Source organism: Dietzia aurantiaca (assembly GCF_021033825.1).
In the GTDB taxonomy this organism is placed as follows: domain Bacteria; phylum Actinomycetota; class Actinomycetes; order Mycobacteriales; family Mycobacteriaceae; genus Dietzia; species Dietzia aurantiaca.
In genome coordinates this window covers 77,232-98,704 of the sequence record NZ_JAIFXZ010000014.1, presented here as the reverse complement: position 1 = coordinate 98,704, position 21,473 = coordinate 77,232, and the positions used below count along the sequence as shown (strand labels likewise).

Here is a 21,473-nt window from a genome sequence, read left to right as displayed (position 1 = left end):
GCGGCATGCTCGGGGGTATGACGACGCGACCACGCCTGCTACTGGTGGCGCACGGGACCCGTTCGGCGACCGGCCGGAGGGTGGTGGGCCGACTCCTGCTCGAGGCCCGAAAGCAGCTCGACGGGGTGGATTGCCGGCTGGCCTGGGTCGACGTCCAGGCGCCCGGCCCGTCGCGGGTGTTGGCCGACGGGGTGCCGGCGGTCGTGGTCCCGGTCTTCCTGGCCCGCGGATTCCATGTCACGAACGATGTTGCGCAGGCCTGTCGGAACGCGCCGGGGCCGGTCGTCCAGACCCCGCACCTGGGCGACGAACCGGAGTTCGTGCGCGCGGTCGTGCAACGTCTCGCCGAGGCCGGCGCGGTGGGGGCGTTCGGCGCCGACGCGGTGGTGTTGGGCGCGGCGGGAAGCCGGGACGAGTCGTCGCTGGCGGAGACCCGGGAACTGGCGCAGACCCTGAGTCGGCTTCTCGGCGTTCCGGTGACGGCGGCGTTCGCGTCGACCGCGGCCCCCACCGTGGCCGATGCGGTGGCCGCGTACCGGGCGGGCGGGCACACGAGAGTGGCGGTGGCGACGCACCTCCTGGCTCCGGGATTCTTCGCGGACCGGATCGCCTCCGCCGGCGGGGACCTCACCTCTGAACCGCTCGGGGCGCATCCGGAGATCGTCGAGTTGATCGTCCGGAGATATCGGGAGTTCTCCGCACAACTGGTCCGGTGAATTGTCCCGGTAATCCCGGCCACAATCCGGGCGCGCATATCCCGGTATTGCCACGTCAATGAGATCTGCATTGAATTAGTAAGGTGCATTCGATGATGGATGGGTGCATAATGACGTCCCGAAGAGGGAAATCGGGATAGGGGAGTGTGAGATGGCGCAGCAATTTCAGGTTCAGTACATCGACGATCTGGACGGATCGGATCTCGGAAGTGTGGCCAACACCATTTCGTTCGCATTCGATGGCAGGGAGTACTCCATCGATCTGAGCGATGAGAACGCCGATAAGTTCCGCGAGGTCATGGCGCCTTATGTGGAGAATGGCCATCGGGTGACCGGGACCAAGGCCAAGCCGGCGCGCAAGTCGGCCTCGCGTTCGTCCTCCGGCGAGACCAAGGCCATTCGGGAATGGGCCCGCAGCAACGGATACGACGTATCCGACCGCGGCCGTATCCCCGCCGACATCATGGATGCCTACGCTGCCGCCAACTGAACCACGAACCGGCTGGCCCGCACTTTCCGAGAGGAAGTGCGGGCCCGCGGTCTTTTCCCGGCCACGATGATCACATCGCCACAGACCAAACGGTGTTTCAGACCACGTTCCACATCCGTGATCGCGGTGGGACAACAGCGTGATGACACAGCCGTCGACCGACACGCCACGGTGCTATGACGCCATTTCGTCGTCGTCGTCGTAATCTCACCCGGGTGACCCCCGCCTCGACCCGCGCCAGCCGCGACACCGCACCCGCCTCCACGCACGCGCAGTACGACGCCGCGCTGAGGCGGGGGATTCTCGACGAGGCCATGCACCGGCTTCGCGACGGGGGACCGGAGAACCTGGGGCTGCGGCCGCTCGCGTCGTCGCAGGGCACCTCGACCACCGCGATCTACACGATGTTCGGCGGTAAGGCCGGACTTCTCGCGGCGGTCGCCCACGAGGCCGACCGGCAGCTCGCCGGGGAACTGCGCGGCTCCCTGCGCCACGACAGCGTGGAGGGCGACATGCGGTCGCTGTGCCGCGCCTACCGGCACTGGGCGCTCGAGAACCAGGGCCTGTACGGGCTGGTCGTGGGCGAGCCGGTGCGCTCGCCGCGGCCGGGCGTCGGGGGAGGAGCGGGCGACGCCGACGCCGACCAGCAGTGGCGGGAGCCGCTACTCGAAGTGGTCGACGCCCTGGTCGACGAGGGGGTGTTCCGGACCGCTGACGTGCACGAGACCGCCACCGCGATCTGGGCGTCGCTGCACGGCGTGGTGTCGCTCGAACTGAGTGTCTGGCGCGACTCGCCGAGCGCCGAGCAGTACTTCGAGACCCAGCTCGCGGCCATCCTCCGGTCGTGGGCGGCGGGCGGTGCCGGCGAGTCGCGGCTGCGGTCGTCGGTGGCGGGGTGAGCGACGTGGCCGACAGGAGCGAGTTCGCCTTCTTCACACTCGGGGAGGGCGGCGCCTACGTCCCCACCCGCTACGCGCGCAGCGCCTGGTCGGAAGGACTGCTCAACGGGCCGTCGGTGGTGGCGGCCGCGGCGCGGTCGCTCGAGATCGAGCACGGCGTCGAGGGCTTCCAGCCGTCGCGGCTGACCGTCGACCTGTTCGCCCAGGTGCGGTTCGAATCCATGACCGTCCGCACCGAGGCGGTGCGCAGCGGCAACCGCATCGTGGTGTCGGACGCGTTCGTGGAACAGGGCGGCAAGACCGTCGCGCGCGCGACGCTCGTGCAGTTGCGCCGGGGCGAGCAGCCGCCGGGCGAGGTGTGGCTCTCGGGCCGGGAAATGGGCCCGCCGCCGGGAGTGGAGAGCGTGACGCTGGGCGCCGGGACCCGCGCATGGTTCGGCAGCGACGGGGCCGAGGAACCGTGGAGCCCCTCGATGGGCCCCCACCAGGGCGCCGGACGCAAGCGGTTCTGGATCCATCCCCTGGATGTGGTCTCGGGTCAGGACGCGACGCCGTTCCAGCGGGCCGTCACCACCGGTGAGTCCACGAGTCTCATGGCGCACTGGGGGACCGAGGGGATCGGCTTCATCAACGCTGACCTCACCGTGGCGTTGGCCCGGCTACCTCGTAGCGGCGACATCGGGATCGAGGCCGACGAGCACATCAGCGACTCCGGGGTGGCCGTCGGTACGGCGACCCTGTTCGACCGCGACGGCATGTTCGGCACCGGCACCGTCGTGGCGGTCTCCAACGCGGGCCGCCAGATCGACTTCTCCAAGCGCGGCCTGGTCAAGGGCCGGAGCGACGGCGGATCGGGTTCCGGCTCGGGTGCGGACCCGGAGAAGGGAACGCGGGTATGAGCACGGAACTGAGCCGCGAGCGGCTGTTCGACGCGATCGAGGCGCAGGCCGGGTTGGTCCGGTTCGCGCTGGAGGGCGCCGGTGGCGAGGGCGCCGACCTGTCCGCGCCCGTCGCGGCGTGCCCCGGCTGGACGGTGCACGAACTGGTGGCCCACCTGGGGACCGCCAACTGGTGGGGCGGCGCCAACGTCCGCGAGGCGGATCCCGAGGCGCGGGCCCGGGGGATGCGCGCGGTGATGGAGTCCGCACCGCCGGCCACCGAGGGAGCCGGCGCGCTAGCCCGGTGGTACGCCGGGCTCGCGGAGGGCGCCATCGAAACTTACGCCGAGACCGAGCCGGACGCGCCGGTCTGGACCTTCGCCGGGCCCGGCCGCGCGGACTACTGGCTGCGCCGGCAGCTGCACGAGACGGCGATCCACCGCTGGGATCTCGAGTGCGCGCTGTCGGGCGAGGCGGGCACGACGCCGCTGATGGACGACGTCGCCCTCGACACCATCGACGAGTTCTGCACCGCGTTGCGTCCGATCATGTCCGCCGCGCTGCCGCCGCTGCCGGTGACGATCCGCGTGCGCGCCGGTGAGCGCGAGTGGGTGCTGCCGGGTGCCGAGGGCGAGGACGGTCAGGCCGCGCCCGAGGTCGGGCTGACCGGCCCACCCGAGGCGCTGGCTCTGCTGCTGTGGGGGCGCGTGGGGCCGGAAGCGGAGGGCCTGGAGATCACCGGCGACCGCGGTGGCCTCGACGCCGCCCTGGAGGCCGGGCTCTCGATCTGATGCGCGCGGCCGTGTCGGCACTGCTGCTCGTCGCCCTCGGCGGGGCGGCCGGATCGGCGGGGCGCGCCGCGGTCACGCTCGCCCTCCCCGAGACACCGCTCGCCGCGACGCTGCTGGTCAACGTGGTGGGGGCGTTCGTGTTGGCCGCGCTGGTGGCGGTGCTGGACGGGGCGGGGCCACGACGACGAGACCGTCAGCGCCGGGCCCGGCTACTCCTCGGCACCGGCCTGTGCGGAGGGTTCACGACCTACTCGGCGGTCGCGCTCCAGACGGCCGAACTCGTACGGGATTCGGCGCCTCTCAGCGCGGCCGGGTACGCGCTGGTCACGCTCGTGCTCGGGGCACTGGCCTCGCTCGCCGGGCTCGCCGTGGCAGAGGTGGCCGTGTCGCGGCGCGACGCTGCAGAGCGGACCGCGTGAGCACCGCGGTGCTCGTCGGCTGGGCCGCGCTCGGCGGCGGGGTGGGCGCGGCCGCCCGCTACGCGGTGGACGAGTGGGTGACCGCGCGCTGGCACCGTGACTTCCCGCTGGGGATCTTCCTGGTCAACATCACCGGCTCGCTGCTGCTCGGTGTACTGGTGGGACTCACGACGCCCTCGGTCGCGTCCGCCGCCGCGCCCGCCGGGTGGGTGGCGCTGGTCGGCACCGGCGTCCTGGGCGGGTACACGACGTTCTCCACCGCGAGTCTGGATGCGGTGCGGCTGGCCCTGGCCGGCCGGGGCGTCACCGCGCTCGCCTACGCGGTGGGCACGATGCTGGCCACGATCTGCGCCGCGTTGCTGGGGTTGTGGCTCGGCGGGTTGTGAACCGCGTCCCGGTGGGCCACGGTAGGGGCATGGGGCATCGGATGTTCGTGGCGGTGCTGCCGCCGGAGGAGGTCCGCGAGCAGCTCGAGCGGTTCCTCGAGCCTCGGCCGGGTCTGACGTGGACCCCGCCGTCGCAGTGGCACCTCACCCTTACCTTCTGCCCGGATGTGGACGACTGGAGGCTCGACGAACTCACCGAGCGCCTCGGCGCCGTGGCGCGCAAGCACGAACCGTTCCGCCTGCGGCTGGCCGGGGCCGGAGCCTTCCCTTCGGTGGAGCGGGCCAAGGTGCTGTGGGCCGGCGTCGACCAGCCCGACCACAAGCCGCTCCACGCTCTCGCCGCCGGCGCACGATCGGCCGCGAACGCCTCGGGCTGTGTGCCGGACGGTGCTCGGTTCAGGCCGCACCTCACCCTGGCCAGGCTGGGCGGCCGCGACGACGCCACCGCCTGGCTGCGTGTCCTCGACACGTTCGGCAGCACCGACTGGGAGGTCACCGAGATCGCGCTCGTCGACTCGTTCCTCGGCGAGGGACCCCGCGGCCGGGCCCGCCACGAGGTGGTCGCCCGGCTACCGCTCGGTCCCGAGGATCATCGCTGGTGGGCCAGGCCTCACAGGGCAGCGCACTGACCCTCGCGCTCGCCGGCGACCTGATTGCCGCCGCCGGTCGGGACGTGGGCGTTGTCCTCGCATTCGAGATCGCCGCCGATGGTGTTGCCCTCGAAGCGCTGCGGGCCGGAATTCTGTTCCGACTCCAGGGTGCCGCCGATGCGGACGTTCTCGACGACCGCCTCGCCGCCCTGGTCGAGCTCGATCGACCCGGACACCTCACCGCCGCTGACAAGGACGAACGCGTGGCCCTCGGCCTCCACGTCCTCCGTCACCCGAACGCCCCGCAGCTCAACGCTGCCGCCGTGGTGGACGTCGAGGTCGCCGTTGACCGTGAGATCGGCCAGCAGGCAGGTCTGTCCGCTACGGACGACGATGTCACCGGTGATGTCCTGGCCGGTCCGGTCGGTGTCGCAGTTCGCGGGGTCGAAGCCGTCGGTGGCAGGCGCGTTCCCGGTCTGGGTGTTCTCGGTCGGGGTGTTCTCGGTCGGGGTGCTCCCGGTCGGAGCGGTCACGGTCGCGGTGACGGTCTGCTGCTCGGCACCGGTGGCCTGGTCGGACGCCTGGTCGTTCGAGCCGGAGGCGCAGCCGGCTGACACGAGCAGTGCGGCCACCGGCAGCGCCAGCAGGGCTCTGCGGTGTGCGGCCCGGTCGGTGCCGGGTCGGACGACACTGGGGCGGGGATGGGCGGACATCATCTCGATCACCTCGGGGCTCGGCGGGGGCTCTGTGGCCATCTGGCAGCAGGCTAGCGTGGACGCCGTGGAACTCATAGGCACTGTTGACCCGGCACATCCGCTCGTCGTCGTGGCACTCGAGCAGGAGGCCCGGCACTTCGTCACCGACTTCCCGGTCCTGGTGACGGGCGTCGGCAAGGTGCGGGCGGCACTGGCGGTCGCGAACGCCCTCGGCGGCGGCGCGCGCCCCCGCGAACTGGTCAACGTCGGGACCGCCGGCGGCCTGCACCCCGGGATGGAGGGGACGCACGAGATCGCCACCGTCTTCCAGCACGACTTCGACGACCCGGCCCTCCACGCCGTCACCGGTCGGCATGACGGGCCGCCCCTGGAACTGTCCGCGGTCAGCGCGGTTGTCCCGGCGCCGCGATCGCTGCTGCCGTCGTCTCCCGGCGGCACGACCGCGCCGGTGCTCGCGACCGGCGACCGCTTCGTGGCGGGCGGGCCGCTGCGGGATCGGCTCGTCGCGATCGCCGACCTGGTCGACATGGAGGGTTACGCCGTCGCGGCGGCGGGAACGGCCCTCGGGGTGCCGACGCGACTGGTCAAGTACGTGTCCGATCCGGCCGACGAGGGCGCCGGCGACACGTGGGTCGAAGGCGTCGACGCGTGTGCGCGCGTGCTGGCTGAATGGGTCGGAACGCGGCTCTGATAGCGCCCTCCTCCGCCCCGGTGCCCGATCTGATTCGAACACTTGCGCGATCGTGGAACGGTGGGTCCGGTCGTACGTACGTTCTACTAGTGCGCGGCGGGGGTGGCGATGTTGACGACGATGTCGGCGGGTTCGTTGTCTGCGGTTCCAGAGTCCTCCTGCTGCGAGGATCTTGCCGCTGTGAGCGAGGCGGCGCGGTCGGCGACGTTGGCGCAGAACCGGGCCGGGGCCACGCGGTTGGAGGCTGCTCATCTGTTGGTGCGGCAGATGGCTCGGGCTGCTGAGGCCGACGATTCGGGGCGGCCGGGGTATGCGCGGTTGGATCCGCAGGCGCGGGCGCGTGACCATATGGCGGCGGCGTGTCAGCTGACGTGTTGGCATGCGGGCCGGTTGGTGATGGCCGGGGTGCAGATCCACACCCGGTTGCCGCGGATGCTGTCCATGGTCGGGCGGGGGCTGGTGCCGGAGCAGTTGGCTATCGATATCGCGTGCCGGCTGGCGCAGGTGCCGGATGGGATCGTCTCTGATGTGGAGGATGCGGTCATGGCCCGCGTCGGGCACGATCTGGACGGTGGTGACCGGCCGTCGCGGTCGGCGGTGGACGCGATGATCGACCGGGCCGTGGAGCGTCTGGATCCCGGGGCGGCGCAGGACGCGGTCGATGCGGCCGCAGAGTCGCGCACGGTGCGGTTTCGCCCGGGCCGGGGTGGGATGGCCTCGATGTGGGCCACGCTGCCGATCGGGGACGCGGAGATGCTGCGCCGCAGGATCGAGACCGATGCCGCCGCGGCCGCCGCCGACGGGGTGCCGCGGCCCATGGACCAGCTACGCGCTGACGCACTGTCGGCGTTGGCGGTGTACTCCCCGGCCGGGCCTGCCGAGGTCGTTGATGGTATCGAGCTCGGCCAGGTGCAGGTCGGGGCGGACCTGCCGCGCCCGACGGTCGGTAACGCCGCCGCCGCTGGCGGTCAGGCGATCCGGATCAGTGTGATCGCCGCGGCCGCGCGGGGGCTGCCGGATCGGGTGGAGTTCGTCACCGGCGCGTACACCAGCTTCGACTGGCTGTGTCAGGAACTGCTCGAGGGCGATGACGCGCGGGTGCGGTTCGAGATCATCGACCCGGCCCCCGGCGCCCTGGACGCCCCGGAGCGGGCACTGCGGTACGTGATCTCCCCGGCGTTGGCCGAGCGGATCCGGCTACGTGATGGCACCTGCCGCCACCCGGGTTGCTCGGTTGATGCCCGGGACTGCGACATTGATCATGTGATCGCGTTCGACCGGGCCAGCCCGGAGTTGGGCGGGCCGACCCTGGAGTGGAACCTGGTGTGCCTGTGCCGCAAACACCACCGCGAGAAGACCTTCGGCACCAACTCCTACCGGCCCGGGCCCCTGGGCGAGCTGATCATCACCACCGACACCGGACACCAACACCGAACCAGACCCAAAGGCCCACTGGCCCGGGCACGCGAAGGCATCCAGGAACAAGTCGACATCATCCTGGCCGACAGACTCTTCTCACCCGACGGATACCTCACCAACCCACCCGGCACCGACAGACACGACCGACCCGCCTGAGACGTCAGCAGTCGCCGACGCCCACCCATTCCGACAGCCCGTCGGAGAACAACTGCCGCTTCCAGATCGGCACCCCGTGCTTGAGCCGTTCGATCAACTCGGAGCACGCGGCGAACGCCTCCGCGCGGTGGGGCGCAACCGCCACCACGACCACCGCGACCTCGCCGACCGGCAGGACTCCCACCCGGTGCACGGCGCCCACCCGCACCCGGCCGGCCGGCCCGCTCGTCTCGGTGGCGATCTCCTCGCACAGTCGGCCGAGGATCTTCGCGGCCGTCGGGTGCGCCGAGTACTCGATGTGCTGGACGTCGGAGCGCCCCCCGTCGTGATCGCGCACGATCCCGGAGAACGTCACCATCGCGCCGTCGGCGGTGGTCCACACCTCCTGCTCGACCGCACGCGGGTCGATCACGCCGTCGGTGATCCGGGCCAGCGGCACAGATGTGGTCATCAGTGCCCACCTCCATTCGCATGTACCTCGAGCAGGTGCTCGAGCAGGTCGTCCAGCACGGCGAGGCCATCGCGCACGCCTCCGGTCGAGCCAGGCAGGTTCACCACGAGCGTACGGCCGGCGAAGCCCACCACCCCGCGACTCATCGCGGCCGTCGGCGTGGCGGCGATGCCGCGTGCCCGCATCGCCTCGGCCACACCGGGCAGCTGCAGCGTGAGGTGGGGCGCCGTGGCCTCGGGGGTGCGGTCGTCCGGGGCCACGCCGGTGCCGCCGGTGGTCAGTAGTGCAGCCGGAGAGCGGCGGACCTGCTCGGTGACGGCCACCTCGATCTCCGCGTCGGCCACCACGTGCACCTCGACCGGGGAGAAACCGCGGTCGACCAGCCAGGACTCGATGGCGGGACCGGTGGAGTCCTCGCGCTCACCGCGCGAGGCGGCGGTGGAGGAGACGACGACGACGGCGCTCCGGTCCTCATCGATCGCGGCGGGTTCTGCCGGGTGGGCGTTCTGGTCGGTGGCGGCGTTGTCGTCGTCGGACTCCCGGGTCCAGTCGCCCCGCTTTCCACCTGATTTGGCTGCCAGTCGGACCCCGTCCATCGTGGCGAGGGGATCCACGGCCTTGACCATGTCGTGCAACGTCAGGCCCGCCACCGACACGGCCGTGAGCGCCTCCATCTCCACGCCCGTCCGGCCGGTGGTCTTGGCGGTGGCGGAGACGCGGATCTCGCCCGCGTCGGCGTCGAGGTCGAAATGCACCTTCACCGAGTTCAGCGGGATCTGGTGGCACAACGGGATCAGCTCGGAGGTCTTTTTGGCGGCGCCGATCCCGGCCAGACGCGCGGTGGCCAGCACGTCGGCCTTGCCCAGCGCGTCGCCGTCGACCATCTTCACCACCTCGGGGCGGGTGCGGAAGACGCCCTCGGCGGTGGCGGTGCGGGTGGTCACGGCCTTGTCGCCGACGTCGACCATGCGGACGCGGCCCTCGGCGTCGAGGTGGGTGAGCTGCGGGTCTGCCATGGCCTCCACGGTAGTCGTCCCGGTGCAGGTCGGGGCGGCGCGTCGGTCAGTAGACGAGCGGGGGTGCCACCGGCGGCGTTCAGGCGACCGAGGGTTTAATCGCGGGCATGGCGCAGCTCTTCGACCCGATCCGTATCCGTGACCTCGAGATCCGCAACCGTGCCTGGCTCTCGCCCATGTGCCAGTACTCGTGCGACGCCCGTGACGGCGTGCCCACCCCGTGGCACTTCGTGCACCTCGGGGCGCGGGCGCAGGGCGGGTTCGGGCTGCTGATCGCCGAGGCGTCCGCCGTGGTGCCGGAGGGGCGCATCAGCCCCGAGGACGCCGGGCTGTGGAACGACCGGCAGCGGGATGCGTGGGCGCCCATCGTGGATTTCGCCCACTCGCAGGGCGCGGCGATGGGGATCCAGCTGGCGCACGCCGGGCGGAAGGCATCGACCTACAAGGCGTTCCCCGGCCAGCCCCCCGGCTCGATGCCCGTGTCCGAGGGCGGCTGGCCCACCGTCGCGCCCTCGGCGATCCCGTTCGGCGACATGGCGACCCCCGAGGCGCTGGACGCCGCCGGCATCCGTGAGGTGGTGACGGCGTTCGCCGACGCCGCCCGGCGCGCCGACGAGGCCGGATTCGACGTGGTGGAGATCCACGCAGCCCACGGGTACCTCCTCCACGAGTTCCTCTCGCCGCTGTCCAACGAGCGGACCGACGCCTACGGCGGCTCGCGCGACAACCGGGCCCGACTGCTGTTGGAGGTCTGCGACGCCGTCCGCGAAATGTGGCCGGGCGGCAAGCCCCTGTTCGTCCGGATCTCGGCGACGGACTGGGTCGAGGGCGGCTGGAAACCGGAGGACTCGCGCTGGCTGGCGGGCCGACTGGCCGACCACGGCGTCGACCTGGTCGATGTCTCCTCCGCCGCCAACACCCCCGACCGGCCGCCCGTGCCGCTCGAGCAGGGCTACCAGGTGCCGCTGACCGAGGAGGTCCGGGCGTCCGGGGCGGTGCTGGCCGGGGCGGTGGGGCTGATCAGCGACCCGGAGTACGCCGAGAGCCTGCTGGTCGACGGCCGCGCCGACGTGGTGTTCCTCGGCCGCGTCGCCCTTCGCGAGCCGGCCTGGCCGCAGCGGGCAGCCGCCGAGCTCGGCCTGGATTGGCGCGAGGCCCCATACCCGCCGCAGTACACGCGAGGGAAGTGGGACTGAGCTACAGATCCAGCTCGATGTCCGAGGAGGCCAGCGAGTTGCAGACCGTGATCCGCTCCCGCTGCACACCGGGCTGCTCGGCGCTGGTGGTGCCGGCGAGCTTGGTGGTGACGCACGCCTTGCACAAGCCCCGCTCGCAGCCGGTGGGGACCGCGATCCCGGCGCGGTCGGCAGCCTCGAGCAGCGTGGTGCCGCCGTCGATCTCCACCGATGTCCCCGTGCGGGCGAAACTGACGGTGTAGCGGCTGCCGTCGTCGGCGGGGCGGTTCAGCTCGGGCGCGGTGAACGACTCGGCGTGGCAGCGCTCTACGGGCTGCCCCAGCTCGCGCAGCCAGCCGCGGGCCAGGTCGATCACCGCCACCGGGGCGCAGACGTAGGTCTCGCGCTCGGCCAGATCCGGCACCAGCTCGGCCAGCAGCTCCGGGCCGAGCCGGCCGGTGCGCAGGTCGTCGCGGGTGGCCGGGGCGTCGGTGAACAGGTGCAGCGTGATCCCGGCGTCGCGGGTCAGCTCGCGGAGTTCGGACTCGAAGATGATCGAGCGTTCGTCGCGGTTGAAGTACAGCAGCGTCGCGTCCGGGCCGGCCCCGCCGGGGGAGTCGGCGGCGTCGCGGGCGAGGCGGCGCAGCAGCGCGATGATCGGCGTGATGCCCACGCCGCCCGCGATGTGCAGGGTGGGGGCCGGGCGGGCAGTGACAGGCTCTGCTGGCAGCGCGAAGTCACCGGTCGACTGCGGTACACCCACCAGCGTCACGTAGTCGCCGGCACGCAGTGAGTCGGCGATCCGATTGGAGACGCGGCCATCGACCACGCGCTTGACGCAGAACTCCAGGTCGGACAGCTCGGTCTGCCCGACCGAGTCGTGGACCAGGCTGTACTGGCGGACCAGCTCGTCGTCGTCGACCATCTGGCGCACCGACACGTACGCCCCGGCGTCCCACCGCACGTCCTCCCATCCGCGCGGGCGGGCCAGGCGCACCGACAGGGCCTGCCCGTCCGCGACAGGGGTGGCCGCCACGACCCGCGTCGGCACGTTGTGGAACTGCGGCTTGTCGAGGTAGGGCGACTCGGGCAGTTTCCGGTAGCGCAGCCCCGCGGCGATGCGCCGCGCCAGGCCGGCCGGGTCGCGCAGGAGGCGGCCGGGCCGCGGGAACTCGCGCTCGCCGAACGGCACCGACAGTCCCGTGAGCGTCTTGGCGATGAGCGGCACCGTCTCCAGCAGCGGCGTCTCGTGGTAGGGCAGCCCGTGCCGCGCGGCGATCTCGCGGACCTCCGGCGCGATTGCGCGTTGCATCGACGGCGGCAGGTCGGGGAACAGGTGGTGCTCGACGTGCGTGTCCAGGCCGCCGTAGAAGATGCGAAAGTCGGGCCGGCCGGAGAACGGCACCTCCTCCTCGAGCAGCCGCGCGAGGGCGTCGTCCATCTTCGCGCTGGGCAGGAAGTTGCGGGTCGCGCGGATCTGGCGCTCGTAGTACTGGTCGGCGGTCTCGTCGGGGCCGGGGTCGGTGAACAGCTCGAGTTCGCCGGCGTGGTGCTCGATGAACACCAGGAACAGGACCGACATGTAGCCGGTCACCCCGCCGAGGTAGTTCGCGGCGAGCGTCTGCAGCGGCTTCCAGCCCGAACGGAACGGCTCGTCGACGAACCGACGCCGGGCGTCGCGGCCGGCGATCCGGGCGGGGGACCGCAGCATGTACGAGCTGAAGAGCCCGTGTCCCTCGACCTTGCGCGCGATGTTCGCCAGGAAGAACGGCGCCGCGATCGGGGCCATCGCGGCCAGTGCCGAGATCATCGCGACCTGCCCGAGGTGATGGCCGTACCAGTCCTGGCCGGCGCTGCCGCGGAACAGGCTGTACCCCAGGTCGTGGTCCTTGCCGACGATGTTGGTGTTGGGGTGGTGGCCCACGTGGTGCATGGTCTTCCACTGGTCGGTGTCGACGTTGAAGTCCCAGTGGTAGCGGTCGGAGTGATACTCGCCGCAGTCCGGCAGGTGGTCGTAGCTGCCGTGGATGATGTTGTGGCCGAGCTCGGAGAACTGCATGAGCCGGTACGCCATCTCCAGTGCGGTGGCGCGGCGGATCGCGCGCGGGCCGCCCTCGCGCAGCAGTTCGCGACGGCGGGCGTCGATCGCCTCGCCGTAGGCGGTGACGTTGCGGATGTGCGCCAGGTCCTCGGCGCCGACCGCGGCCTTGGCGCGGAGGTAGAGGGCACCGAGCTCGGCCGCGAGCCCGGTGTCGGTGGCGGTGTCAGGGGAGCCTGCGAGCGTCATGAATGTGACCGTAGCCACGCATCCGCGCCGGCGGAATGGCGCTTTCGGTCGGGAAGTTGGCACTTTCGGACATACGCACCGTCGGACAACCGGGTGTGTGGGTTGATAGGTTCGGGCGATGTCCGAGCCGTCGTTGTCGTCGTCGCGGTCGTCGTCGGGGTCGCCCGTGTGGGCCGTGCCGCGCGGCACGGAGGGCGTGCGGATCATGGTGGAAGGCGCCGTGGCGCAGGGGATGACGACGACGACGAGGTGCCTCGCCGGCACTGGAATTCAGCCGCCCGATCTCGCGGATGAGAACGCGCAGATCTGGGCACATCAGGAGTTCGCGGTGATCCGCAATCTGTTGGCCGAGCTCGGGGACCTGCCCGGGCTGGGGGCCGGCATCGGGGCGTATTCGACGATCGGACGGACCGGCGTGATCGGGTTCATGATGCTCGCCGGACCGACCGTGCGCGCGGCGCTCGAGCGGGCGATCCCCTACCTCGCGTTGTCGCCGACGCACCTGCGTTTCGCGCTGGAGGAGGCCGACGGGGTCGTGTACGCGGTCGCCGCCGACGACGAGATCCCGCCCGACGTGCGCGCCTTCGTGGTGGAACGGGACCTGGCCGGATTGGCGGCGGCGTTTCGTGGAGCGCAGATCGACCTACAGCTGGCCGGGATCGAGACCACGCTCGGGCCCGCGGGCGCGGCGCTGCTGGCGGAGGCGTGGCGGCTCGAGTCGGCGGCCGTGGCTCCGAACTGTGCGACCAACCGGCTGGTCATCCCGCGCGAGCGCCTGGACGAGCGGCTGCCGCAGGCCGACGAGAACACCGCGCGACTGTTCGAGCAGCAGTGCCGGGAGGTGCTCGACGCCCGGGTAGCCCGCGTCGGGGTGGCCGGGCAGGTGCGCAGCCGATTGCGACACGAGCGGGGTGACTGGCCGTCCATGGCGGGCGTGGCCGCTGACCTGCATTTCGACGAGCGCACGCTCCGGCGCAGGCTGACCGCGGAGGGCACGTCGTTCCGGCGACTGGTCGACGAGGTGCGGCACGGCAGGACCCTGGAACTGCTCGGCCAGGGCGCGGCGGTGGCGGAGATCGCGCGAGATCTCGGGTACTCCGAGACCGCCACCTTCACCCGGTCGTTCACCCGCTGGGAGGGCGTGCCGCCGAGCCAGGCCCGGGAGCGGGGCCTGTGACGCGGGAGGCGCGCGAGGCCTACGCGCGGCGGGCGGGGGAGTACATCGAACACCTCGGGGCCATCTCTACCGTCCACCCCGCCGACCTCGAGCTGGTGAGCCGCTGGGCGCGTCAGGTGGGCGGTCCGGTCCTCGATGCCGGGTGCGGGCCCGGGCACTGGACGGCGCATCTGGCGAGAGCGGGAGTGGACGTCCGCGGCGTCGACGGCGTCAGCGAGTTCGTGGATCACGCCCGCGCGGCTCATCCCGGGTGTCGTTTCGAGGAGGCCGACCTGGATGCGCTGCCGCTCGGGGATGCGAGTATGTCCGGAGTCCTCGCCTGGTACTCGCTCATCCACCACGAACCGGAGGGGATCGGTATACCGCTCGCTGAGGTCGCCCGGGTCCTGCGGCCGGGCGGGCAACTGCTGCTCGGGTTCTTCCACGGCGAGCCCGTCGAGCGTTTCGACCACGCGGTGACCCCCGCATATCGCTGGTCGATCGGGGCGCTGACCGAGCGGGTGCGGGCCGTGGGGTTCGATGTCGTGGAGACCGCCACGCGGACGGGCCGTGGGTACCGGCCACACGGGGCGATCGTCGCCCGCGCTGATTAGCTGCCTCATCAGGCATTTCCTGAGGAAACCGTCATCTGTGACTGGGGCCACCCGGGTCATGTAGCTTGCGTCACATCGGATCAAGGGGGAGACGAATGAGGCTCAGTGTAGGGGCGCAGGCCGTAGTGGTGGCGGTGCTCGCCATGGGGATGGCGGCGCCGGTCGCGAACGCGCAGAGTGTGCAGACCGAGTCGGTGGGCGGGGTGTGGGACTCGGTCCGGCCCGTGGTGGACCACACCGCGCCGCACGATGACCAGTCGTTCTATGAGGTTCCGGACGGAGTCGACCTCGCCTCGACGGCGCCGGGCACGGTGCTGAGGGAGCGGCAGATCAGCTATCACGTCGCCGCTCTGCCCACGCCGGTACAGGTCACCCAGATCCTCTACGCCACGACCAACGCACGTGGCGGGATCGAGGAGAACGTCACCAGTGTCATCCACCCGCCCGGACCGGCGACGGGGAACGTGGTGTCGTACCAGTCGTTCTACGACTCGCTGAACCCCCTGGACAATCCGTCACGGATGATCGCGGGTAATCGGTCCCTGGGCGGTCTCATCCCCGCGTTCGAGACCACGTTCATCGCTCCGTCACTCCTCGCCGGGCACACGGTGGTCCTGGCTGATACCCAGGGCCCGGACGCGGATTTCGCCGCGGGGCCGGGATACGGCGCGGCCACCTTGGATTCGTTGCGGGCGGCGACCGCCTCGCCGACGGCCGCCGTCGGGGCGGACTCCCGGATCGGGCTGTTCGGCTACTCCGGTGGTGCGATCGCCTCCAACTGGGCGGCCATCCTTCTCGCCGACTACGCCCCGGAGCTGCGTGACCGCATCGTGGGTGTGGCGCAGGGCGGGCTGTTCGTCAACCCGGTGACCAACCTCCGATACGCGGGCGAGGGGCCGCTGTGGAGCGGCGTGGTGGGGATGGCGCTCGTAGGGCTGTCCCGCGCCTACGAGATCGACGTGGACCAGTACCTCACCGAATACGGTCAGCGGGTACTGGCCGATGTACGAGAACTGTCCATCATCGAGGCGTTCGGGCGCTACGAGAATCTGCGGTGGTCGGACATCGTCCGGCCCGAGTACCCGACCCCGCAGGACGCGCCGGAGATCATGGAGGTCATCCGAGAGATCAACATGGGCACCCGGCCGGCGCACGCGCTGCCGATGTTCGTTTTCCAGGGGGCCGGTGGGTTCCTCGAGGGCACCCCGCCCGGTGGCCCCGGCGTGGGCGACGGCGACGGCGTGATGGTCGCGGGCGACGTGCGAACCCTGATGCGGGACTACTGCGCCGGCGGAACGCAGATCGAGTACCGCGAGTACCCCTACCTCAGTCACGTGCTCGCGGCCGTCCCGTGGGTGGTTGAGGGTCAGATGTGGCTCGAGGGTCGGTTCGCGGGCGCCCCGGTGACCAACAACTGCGAGACGATCCCGCCGGGGAACGACCTGTCAGGGAACTGATCCGGACCAGTTCCTTGTGGAAGTCAGGATCTCGGGGAAGATGAGCACGCACCGCCCTGGTCTGACCGCGGGTGCCCCTGAGACGCCAGAGCTCACTACCGAGGAGAAGTCGTTGAGTTTGTTCGAGACCCTGAAGACGCGCTGCGCCGCCGAATGGGACGCCTACACCCGGCACGACTTCGTGGAGAGGCTCGGCGCCGGCACCCTGCCGCTGCCGGTTTTCCAGGACTACCTGATCCAGGACTTCCACTTCCTCGTCCAGTTCACCCGCGCGAATGCCCTGGCCACGTACAAGAGCCGCACGCTGGCCGACCTCAAGGCCGCGCACGCCGCGACCGGCGCGATTCTCGCCGAGACCGAGCTGCACCTGACGCTCACCGAGCGCTGGGGCATTCCGCGCGCCGAGCTCGAGGCCGCAGCGGAGAAGCAGGCCACCGTCGCCTACACCCGCTACGTCCTGGACTCGGGGATGGCCGGGGACCTGCTGGACCTGAGCGTGGCGCTGGCCCCGTGCACGATCGGCTACGCCGAGATCGGCGCCAGGCTGCAGCCGCGGCTGGCCGAGCACGTCGGGCAGGGCGGCGAGCACCCGTACCGCGAGTGGATCGGCGAGTACTCCGGCGAGGAGTTCACCGCCGCGTCCCGCGCCGCGGTCGCACAGCTCGACGCGCTGGCCGAGGGCGGGCTGTCCGATCGCCGGCTGGACGAGCTCACCGAGGTGTTCCGCACGGCCACGCGCCTGGAGGCCGACTTCTGGCAGCAGGCCCTCGACAGCGCGGACTGAGCGCGGGGCCGACCGGTCAGAAGAGCTGCCGAAGGTTCGCCTTGGCCAGGTCCACCAGCTCGTCGCCGCGGCCGGACAGCACGGTGCGCAGCGAGTAGAGCGTGAATCCCTTGGCCTGGGCGGCGCTGATGGACGGCGGGATCGTGAGCTCCTGACGCTCCACCTCCACGTCGAGCAGGGCGGGCCCGTCGTGGGCGAGGAACTGCTTGACGGTCTTCGGTAGATCCTTTGACTTGTCCGCCCGGAACCCCGCGAGCCCGCAGGCCTCGGCGACCTTCGAGAAGTCGGGGTTGGACAGTTCGGTACCGAAGTTCACGAAGCCGTCGGCCTTCATCTCCACCTCCACGAAGTTGTACGAGGAGTTGTTGAACACCACGACCTTCACCGGCAGGTCGTGCTCGACGAGCGTGAGCAGCTCGCCCATCAGCATGGACAGCCCACCGTCGCCCGCGAGCGCGATCACCTGTCGGCCGGGCGAGGCGGCCTGGGCGCCGATCGACTGCGACAGCGCGTTGGCCATGGACCCGTGGGTGAACGACCCGACGATCCGTCGGCGCCCGGTCATCGTCAGATAACGGGCCGCCCAGATGACGGGGCTGCCGACGTCGGGCAGGAAGACCGCGTCGTCGTCTGCAGCCTCGTCGATCAACCGCGTCAGGTACTGCGGGTGGATGGTCCGCTTCGACGGCGTGGCGAGGTCGTCCAGCGTGCGCCGCGTCTTGGCGTAGTGCTTCGTGGCGTCGTCGAGATGCTTGCGGCCCGAGTGCGCACGCAGCTTGGGGAGCAGCGCCCGTATCGTCTCCGCGATACCGCCGACGAGCGGCACCTCGACCGGCGTGCGTCGCCCGATCCGCTCGCCCCGGATGTCGACCTGGATCACCGTGGCCTCGGGATAGAACTGCTGATAAGGCAGGTCGGACCCCAGAACCAGAAGGGTCTCGGCGGCCATCATGGCGCGGTAGCCCGAGGAGAACCCGAGCAGGCCGGTCATCCCCACGTCGTAGGGATTGTCGTGCTCCACCCATTCCTTGCCGCGCATCGCGTGGACGATCGGCGCCTTGAGCGTCTCCGCGATCTGCAGCAGTTCGTCGTGGGCGCCCGCGCAGCCGGCGCCCGCGAGGATCGTCACGTCCTCGCACCCGTCGAGGACCCGGGCGGCGCGAGCGAGATCCTCCTCGGCCGGGACCACCTCACTGGTGGTGGGGCGGACGGCGGCCACCTCGGCGGTGATCTCCTCCAACGCCACGTCACCGGGTAGGACGAGCACGGCCACCCCGCGCCTCTCGATGGCCGCACGCATCGCGATCCGCAGCAGCCGCGGCGCCTGCTCGGCCGACGAGACATGCTCCACGTAGACGCTGCACTCGCGGAACAGTTCCTGCGGATGGGTCTCCTGGAAGTAGCCCGTCCCGATCTCCTCCGACGGGATGTGCGCGGCCAGCGCGAGGACGGGGACCCCGGAGCGCTGGGCGTCGAACAGGCCGTTGATCAGGTGCAGGTTGCCCGGGCCACAGGAGCCGGCGCAGACGGTGAGGTCCCCCGTCAGCGCGGCCTCTGCGGAGGCGGCGAACGCGGCCGCCTCCTCGTGCCGGGTGATCATCCAATCCACGCCGTCGACCTCGCGGATGGCGTCAGTGACGCCGTTGAGCGAGTCGCCGGGTAGTCCGTAGACCCGCCGGACCCCCGAGGCGCTGAGCGTGTCGATGATGTGTCGAGCGACCGTGGTACGTGCCATGCCGCCGACCCTACGACCTCCGCGCGCGTGCGGACACCGATCGAGGAACGCGCGTCACGAGCCGGGCGGGCCCGTCGGTGTGGGCGCGGTCGCGGTGGTGGCGTCGTCGTCGTCGACCTCGGCGCCGGGTGCCGCGCCCTCCGTCGGTCCCTCTTCCACGAGGGTGCCGTCGTCCCACACGGCCTCGCCGCGCGCGATCATGCCGGCCTCGGTGCTGAGCGTGACCTGGGGGAGAAAGAACGCGAAGAGCAGGGCGACGGCGAGGACCGGCACCACGAACCAGAGCGCGGGAGCCAACGCATTCGCGTAGGAGTCCACGATCCCCTGGTGCAGCGGCTCGGGGAGGTTCGCCACGAAGGCCGGAGTGACGGCGCCCGGGTTCAGCCCCGAGGCGATCGCCTGCTCCGGGTTGGCGGCCACCGTGTCGGTGAGGTTCTCGATCAGCCGGCCCGTGAACAGCGAGCCGAACCAGGCGGTGCCGATCGCCGCGCCGATCTCACGGAAGTAGTTGTTCGAGCTCGTGGCCACGCCGACCTCGCGCGGATCGACCGCGTTCTGAACCGCCAGCACGATCACCTGCATGACCAGGCCCAGGCCGGCGCCGAAGAACAGCAGCAAGCCCATGATCTGCCAGATCGGGGTGGAGCCGGTCATCTGGGTCATCACCGCGACCGTGGCCGTGGTCAGCGCCATGCCGACGATCGGGTAGATGCGGTAGCGGCCCGTCTTGGTGATGGCGATACCGGAACCGATCGAGGTGGCCATGAGGCCGACCATCATGGGGATCATGAGCAGGCCCGAGCCCGCGGCCGAGGTGCCGGTGGCCATCTGCAGGAAGGTCGGGATGAAGCCGATCGCCGCGAACATGGCCACACCCAGCACGAACGCGATGGCGGTGGCCACGATGAACACGCGGCCGGTGAACAGGTGCAGCGGCAGGATCGGCTCCTCGGCGCGACGCTCGACCACCACGAGGGCGACGATGCTGGCGATGGTTCCGGCGATCATCACGATCATGCCCGGCGAGTCCCAGGCCAGCTGGTCGCCGCCGAGGTCGGTGACCAGGACCAGACCCGCGGTGCCGAGGACCATGAACAGGATGCCGAGGTAGTCCACCTTGGCCGTGCTGCGCTTGGTGGGCAGCTTCATGTACTTCCACGCCAGCGCGAACGCGATGATGCCGACCGGCACGTTGATCCAGAAGCACCACCGCCAGTGGGCGGTGTCGGTGAAGAAACCGCCGAGCAGCGGGCCGGCGACCGCCGAGATGCCGAAGACGGCGCCCATCGGGCCCATGTACTTGCCGCGCTCGGAGGCGGGCACGATGTCGGCGATGATCGCCTGAGACAGGATCATCAGGCCGCCGCCGCCCAGACCCTGGACGCCGCGCCAGGCGACGAGTTCCCAGAAGCCCGCTTCGGTGGCCGGGTCGGTGAAGAAGCCGGCCGAGCCGGAGCCGATCGACCCGAGGGTGAAGATCGCGATGGCCAGCAGGAAGAGGTTGCGACGGCCGATGAGGTCACCGAATTTGCCGTACAGCGGCATGGTGATGGCCACGGCGAGGATGTAGATCGTGATGATCCATGCCTGGTGCTGGACGCCGTTGAGCTCGCCGACGATGGTCGGCAGGGCCGGGCCCAGGATCGACTGGTCGAGGGAGGCGAGGAACATGCCCGCCATGAGGGCGCCGAAGATGATCCAGACCGAACGCGGGGTGAGCGTGATCGGGTCGTCCCCGGCAGGCGCGGGTGGCGCCGTGGAGGTGCTGGTCAAGGAAGTGGCCTTTCATCGGTGAATGCGGTGTGTAGGAGATCGAAGTAGTGGGTGACCAGCTCCGCGAGGGGGGCGTCGGTGAGCCCGGCGCGGGCACTCTGCATGGCCGTCTGGGTGAGGCCGAGCGCGACGCTCAGGCCCACGCGGGCGAGATCGCGGTCGGCCTCGGAGGCGTAGTGCGCGGTCAGTGCGGCCTCGAACTCGGCGCCGACCGCTGCCATCGACGTGTGCAGCGTTCCGAACAGGGAGGGATCGCGTTCGAGGGCTTCCCGGACGAGGTCGTCATCGGCGGAGGCGTCCGGGTCGGACTCGGACTCGCGGAGGAAGTCCAGCATGACGTCGCGGATCCGCAGGACCGGATTGGCGGCGGGGGGCGCGATGGCCTCGGTTGTGTCGGCGAAGAGGCGCAGCATCAGCCGGCGGAACCGATCGGCACCGAGGTGAACGACCGCCTCGTCCTTGGAGTCGAAGTAGTTGAAGAACGTCCGGGGTGAGACGTCGGCGCGGGCGGCGATCGACTCGACGGTCGTGGCGTGGAGGCCTTCCTCGGCGACCAGCTGCAGCGCGGCGCGGGCCAGACCGGCACGGGTGCGGGCTTTCTTCGCCTCACGCAGGCCGGTGGGCGCCGGCTCGGTGGAGGAATCCTCGGTGTTCACCAGACGATGATGCGCCACAAGTTGCAGTCTGTGCAAGTTTGCAGACAATGCAAAAGCGTGTGCTTGGTCACGCGCTTTCTGGCCGTACCGGAGTTCTGCTCCCGCCAGCCGCATGAGGCCCGCAAATCGGTCGCATTCCTGCAGGTATCGGCCGAGAGAAGGCCTGCAGGAACGCGACCGGGTTTCACGAATCGCGACGTGATCTCACGGATCGCGAC

General features: G+C 70.8%; 23 protein-coding genes. 15 read left to right on the top strand and 8 right to left on the bottom strand.

Annotated features, from left to right (window positions below; all coding sequences use genetic code 11):
* The first annotated feature begins 17 nt into the window (after positions 1-17).
* The 8 genes from K3888_RS14245 (at position 18) to thpR (ending at position 5,208) form a co-directional block, all read left to right on the top strand.
* Positions 18-716 carry a sirohydrochlorin chelatase gene (locus tag K3888_RS14245; protein ID WP_230930937.1) on the top strand — a complete coding sequence of 233 codons (699 nt, stop codon included), beginning with the start codon at positions 18-20 and terminating at the stop codon, positions 714-716.
* A gap of 151 nt (positions 717-867) precedes the next feature.
* The gene (locus K3888_RS14240; RefSeq protein WP_230930936.1) at positions 868-1,206 is read left to right on the top strand and encodes a histone-like nucleoid-structuring protein Lsr2; all 339 of its coding nucleotides are present in this window, start codon (positions 868-870) and stop codon (positions 1,204-1,206) included.
* A 215-nt stretch (positions 1,207-1,421) separates the two neighbouring features.
* Complete coding sequence (locus K3888_RS14235) at positions 1,422-2,105, top strand: TetR/AcrR family transcriptional regulator (RefSeq protein WP_230930935.1); 684 nt, start codon at positions 1,422-1,424, stop codon at positions 2,103-2,105.
* Between the two features lie 5 nt (positions 2,106-2,110).
* Complete coding sequence (locus K3888_RS14230; RefSeq protein ID WP_230930934.1) at positions 2,111-3,004, top strand: acyl-CoA thioesterase domain-containing protein; 894 nt, start codon at positions 2,111-2,113, stop codon at positions 3,002-3,004.
* Positions 3,001-3,774, top strand: a complete 774-nt coding sequence (locus tag K3888_RS14225) for a maleylpyruvate isomerase family mycothiol-dependent enzyme (protein WP_230930933.1) — start codon at positions 3,001-3,003, stop codon at positions 3,772-3,774. Before K3888_RS14230 ends, K3888_RS14225 begins: the two co-directional genes overlap by 4 nt.
* On the top strand, positions 3,774-4,193 hold the full coding sequence (locus K3888_RS14220) for a CrcB family protein (protein WP_230930932.1): 420 nt from the start codon (positions 3,774-3,776) through the stop codon (positions 4,191-4,193). The genes K3888_RS14225 and K3888_RS14220 overlap by 1 nt, the downstream gene beginning before the upstream one ends.
* Positions 4,190-4,579: a fluoride efflux transporter CrcB gene (gene crcB, locus K3888_RS14215; protein ID WP_230930931.1), complete on the top strand. Its 390-nt coding sequence runs from the start codon at positions 4,190-4,192 to the stop codon at positions 4,577-4,579. The genes K3888_RS14220 and crcB overlap by 4 nt, the downstream gene beginning before the upstream one ends.
* Before the next feature lie 29 nt (positions 4,580-4,608).
* Positions 4,609-5,208 (top strand): RNA 2',3'-cyclic phosphodiesterase, encoded by a 600-nt coding sequence (thpR, locus tag K3888_RS14210; protein WP_230930930.1) that lies wholly within the window; start codon positions 4,609-4,611, stop codon positions 5,206-5,208.
* Here the strand turns inward: thpR and K3888_RS14205 are convergent.
* Positions 5,190-5,924: a hypothetical protein gene (locus K3888_RS14205; protein ID WP_230930929.1), complete on the bottom strand. Its 735-nt coding sequence runs from the start codon at positions 5,922-5,924 to the stop codon at positions 5,190-5,192. The genes thpR and K3888_RS14205 overlap by 19 nt on opposite strands.
* Before the next feature lie 25 nt (positions 5,925-5,949).
* Between K3888_RS14205 and K3888_RS14200 the strand changes: the two genes are divergently transcribed.
* Positions 5,950-6,576 carry a nucleosidase gene (locus tag K3888_RS14200; RefSeq protein ID WP_230930928.1) on the top strand — a complete coding sequence of 209 codons (627 nt, stop codon included), beginning with the start codon at positions 5,950-5,952 and terminating at the stop codon, positions 6,574-6,576.
* Between the two features lie 86 nt (positions 6,577-6,662).
* On the opposite strand, the gene K3888_RS14195 is transcribed toward K3888_RS14200, so the two are convergent.
* Entirely contained in the window at positions 6,663-6,809 is a 147-nt protein-coding gene (locus K3888_RS14195; protein ID WP_230930927.1) for a hypothetical protein, read from the bottom strand.
* A gap of 34 nt (positions 6,810-6,843) precedes the next feature.
* Between K3888_RS14195 and K3888_RS14190 the strand changes: the two genes are divergently transcribed.
* A complete protein-coding gene (locus tag K3888_RS14190) occupies positions 6,844-8,151 on the top strand; it encodes an HNH endonuclease signature motif containing protein (RefSeq protein WP_230930955.1) in 1,308 nt (435 codons plus the stop codon).
* Positions 8,152-8,155: 4 nt separating this feature from the next.
* Here the strand turns inward: K3888_RS14190 and K3888_RS14185 are convergent, their stop codons facing one another.
* Both K3888_RS14185 and moaCB read right to left on the bottom strand, forming a co-directional pair.
* Positions 8,156-8,602 (bottom strand): molybdenum cofactor biosynthesis protein MoaE, encoded by a 447-nt coding sequence (locus K3888_RS14185; RefSeq protein WP_230930926.1) that lies wholly within the window; start codon positions 8,600-8,602, stop codon positions 8,156-8,158.
* A complete protein-coding gene (gene moaCB / locus K3888_RS14180; RefSeq protein ID WP_230930925.1) occupies positions 8,602-9,618 on the bottom strand; it encodes a bifunctional molybdenum cofactor biosynthesis protein MoaC/MoaB in 1,017 nt (338 codons plus the stop codon). Before moaCB ends, K3888_RS14185 begins: the two co-directional genes overlap by 1 nt.
* A gap of 107 nt (positions 9,619-9,725) precedes the next feature.
* On the opposite strand from moaCB, the gene K3888_RS14175 reads away from it, so the two are divergent.
* Positions 9,726-10,814, top strand: coding sequence for an NADH:flavin oxidoreductase/NADH oxidase (locus K3888_RS14175; RefSeq protein ID WP_230930924.1), 1,089 nt, complete (start codon positions 9,726-9,728; stop codon positions 10,812-10,814).
* 1 nt (position 10,815) lies between these two features.
* On the opposite strand, the gene K3888_RS14170 is transcribed toward K3888_RS14175, so the two are convergent.
* On the bottom strand, positions 10,816-13,080 hold the full coding sequence (locus K3888_RS14170; RefSeq protein WP_230930923.1) for a fatty acid desaturase: 2,265 nt from the start codon (positions 13,078-13,080) through the stop codon (positions 10,816-10,818).
* Between the two features lie 118 nt (positions 13,081-13,198).
* On the opposite strand from K3888_RS14170, the gene K3888_RS14165 reads away from it, so the two are divergent.
* From K3888_RS14165 to K3888_RS14150, 4 genes are all read left to right on the top strand, one after another.
* Positions 13,199-14,257 carry an AraC family transcriptional regulator gene (locus K3888_RS14165; RefSeq protein ID WP_230930922.1) on the top strand — a complete coding sequence of 353 codons (1,059 nt, stop codon included), beginning with the start codon at positions 13,199-13,201 and terminating at the stop codon, positions 14,255-14,257.
* A complete protein-coding gene (locus tag K3888_RS14160) occupies positions 14,254-14,850 on the top strand; it encodes a class I SAM-dependent methyltransferase (RefSeq protein WP_230930921.1) in 597 nt (198 codons plus the stop codon). The genes K3888_RS14165 and K3888_RS14160 overlap by 4 nt, the downstream gene beginning before the upstream one ends.
* A gap of 95 nt (positions 14,851-14,945) precedes the next feature.
* Positions 14,946-16,307, top strand: coding sequence for a lipase family protein (locus K3888_RS14155; RefSeq protein ID WP_230930920.1), 1,362 nt, complete (start codon positions 14,946-14,948; stop codon positions 16,305-16,307).
* Between the two features lie 112 nt (positions 16,308-16,419).
* Positions 16,420-17,091: a TenA family protein gene (locus tag K3888_RS14150; RefSeq protein WP_230930954.1), complete on the top strand. Its 672-nt coding sequence runs from the start codon at positions 16,420-16,422 to the stop codon at positions 17,089-17,091.
* Between the two features lie 16 nt (positions 17,092-17,107).
* On the opposite strand, the gene poxB is transcribed toward K3888_RS14150, so the two are convergent.
* From poxB to K3888_RS14135, 3 genes are read right to left on the bottom strand one after another with little or no spacing between them, the layout of a single operon-like run.
* A complete protein-coding gene (gene poxB, locus K3888_RS14145) occupies positions 17,108-18,826 on the bottom strand; it encodes a ubiquinone-dependent pyruvate dehydrogenase (protein ID WP_230930919.1) in 1,719 nt (572 codons plus the stop codon).
* A 54-nt stretch (positions 18,827-18,880) separates the two neighbouring features.
* Positions 18,881-20,599 (bottom strand): MDR family MFS transporter, encoded by a 1,719-nt coding sequence (locus K3888_RS14140; RefSeq protein WP_230930918.1) that lies wholly within the window; start codon positions 20,597-20,599, stop codon positions 18,881-18,883.
* A complete protein-coding gene (locus tag K3888_RS14135; RefSeq protein ID WP_230930917.1) occupies positions 20,596-21,255 on the bottom strand; it encodes a TetR/AcrR family transcriptional regulator in 660 nt (219 codons plus the stop codon). The genes K3888_RS14140 and K3888_RS14135 overlap by 4 nt, the downstream gene beginning before the upstream one ends.
* Between the last annotated feature and the right edge of the window lie 218 nt (positions 21,256-21,473).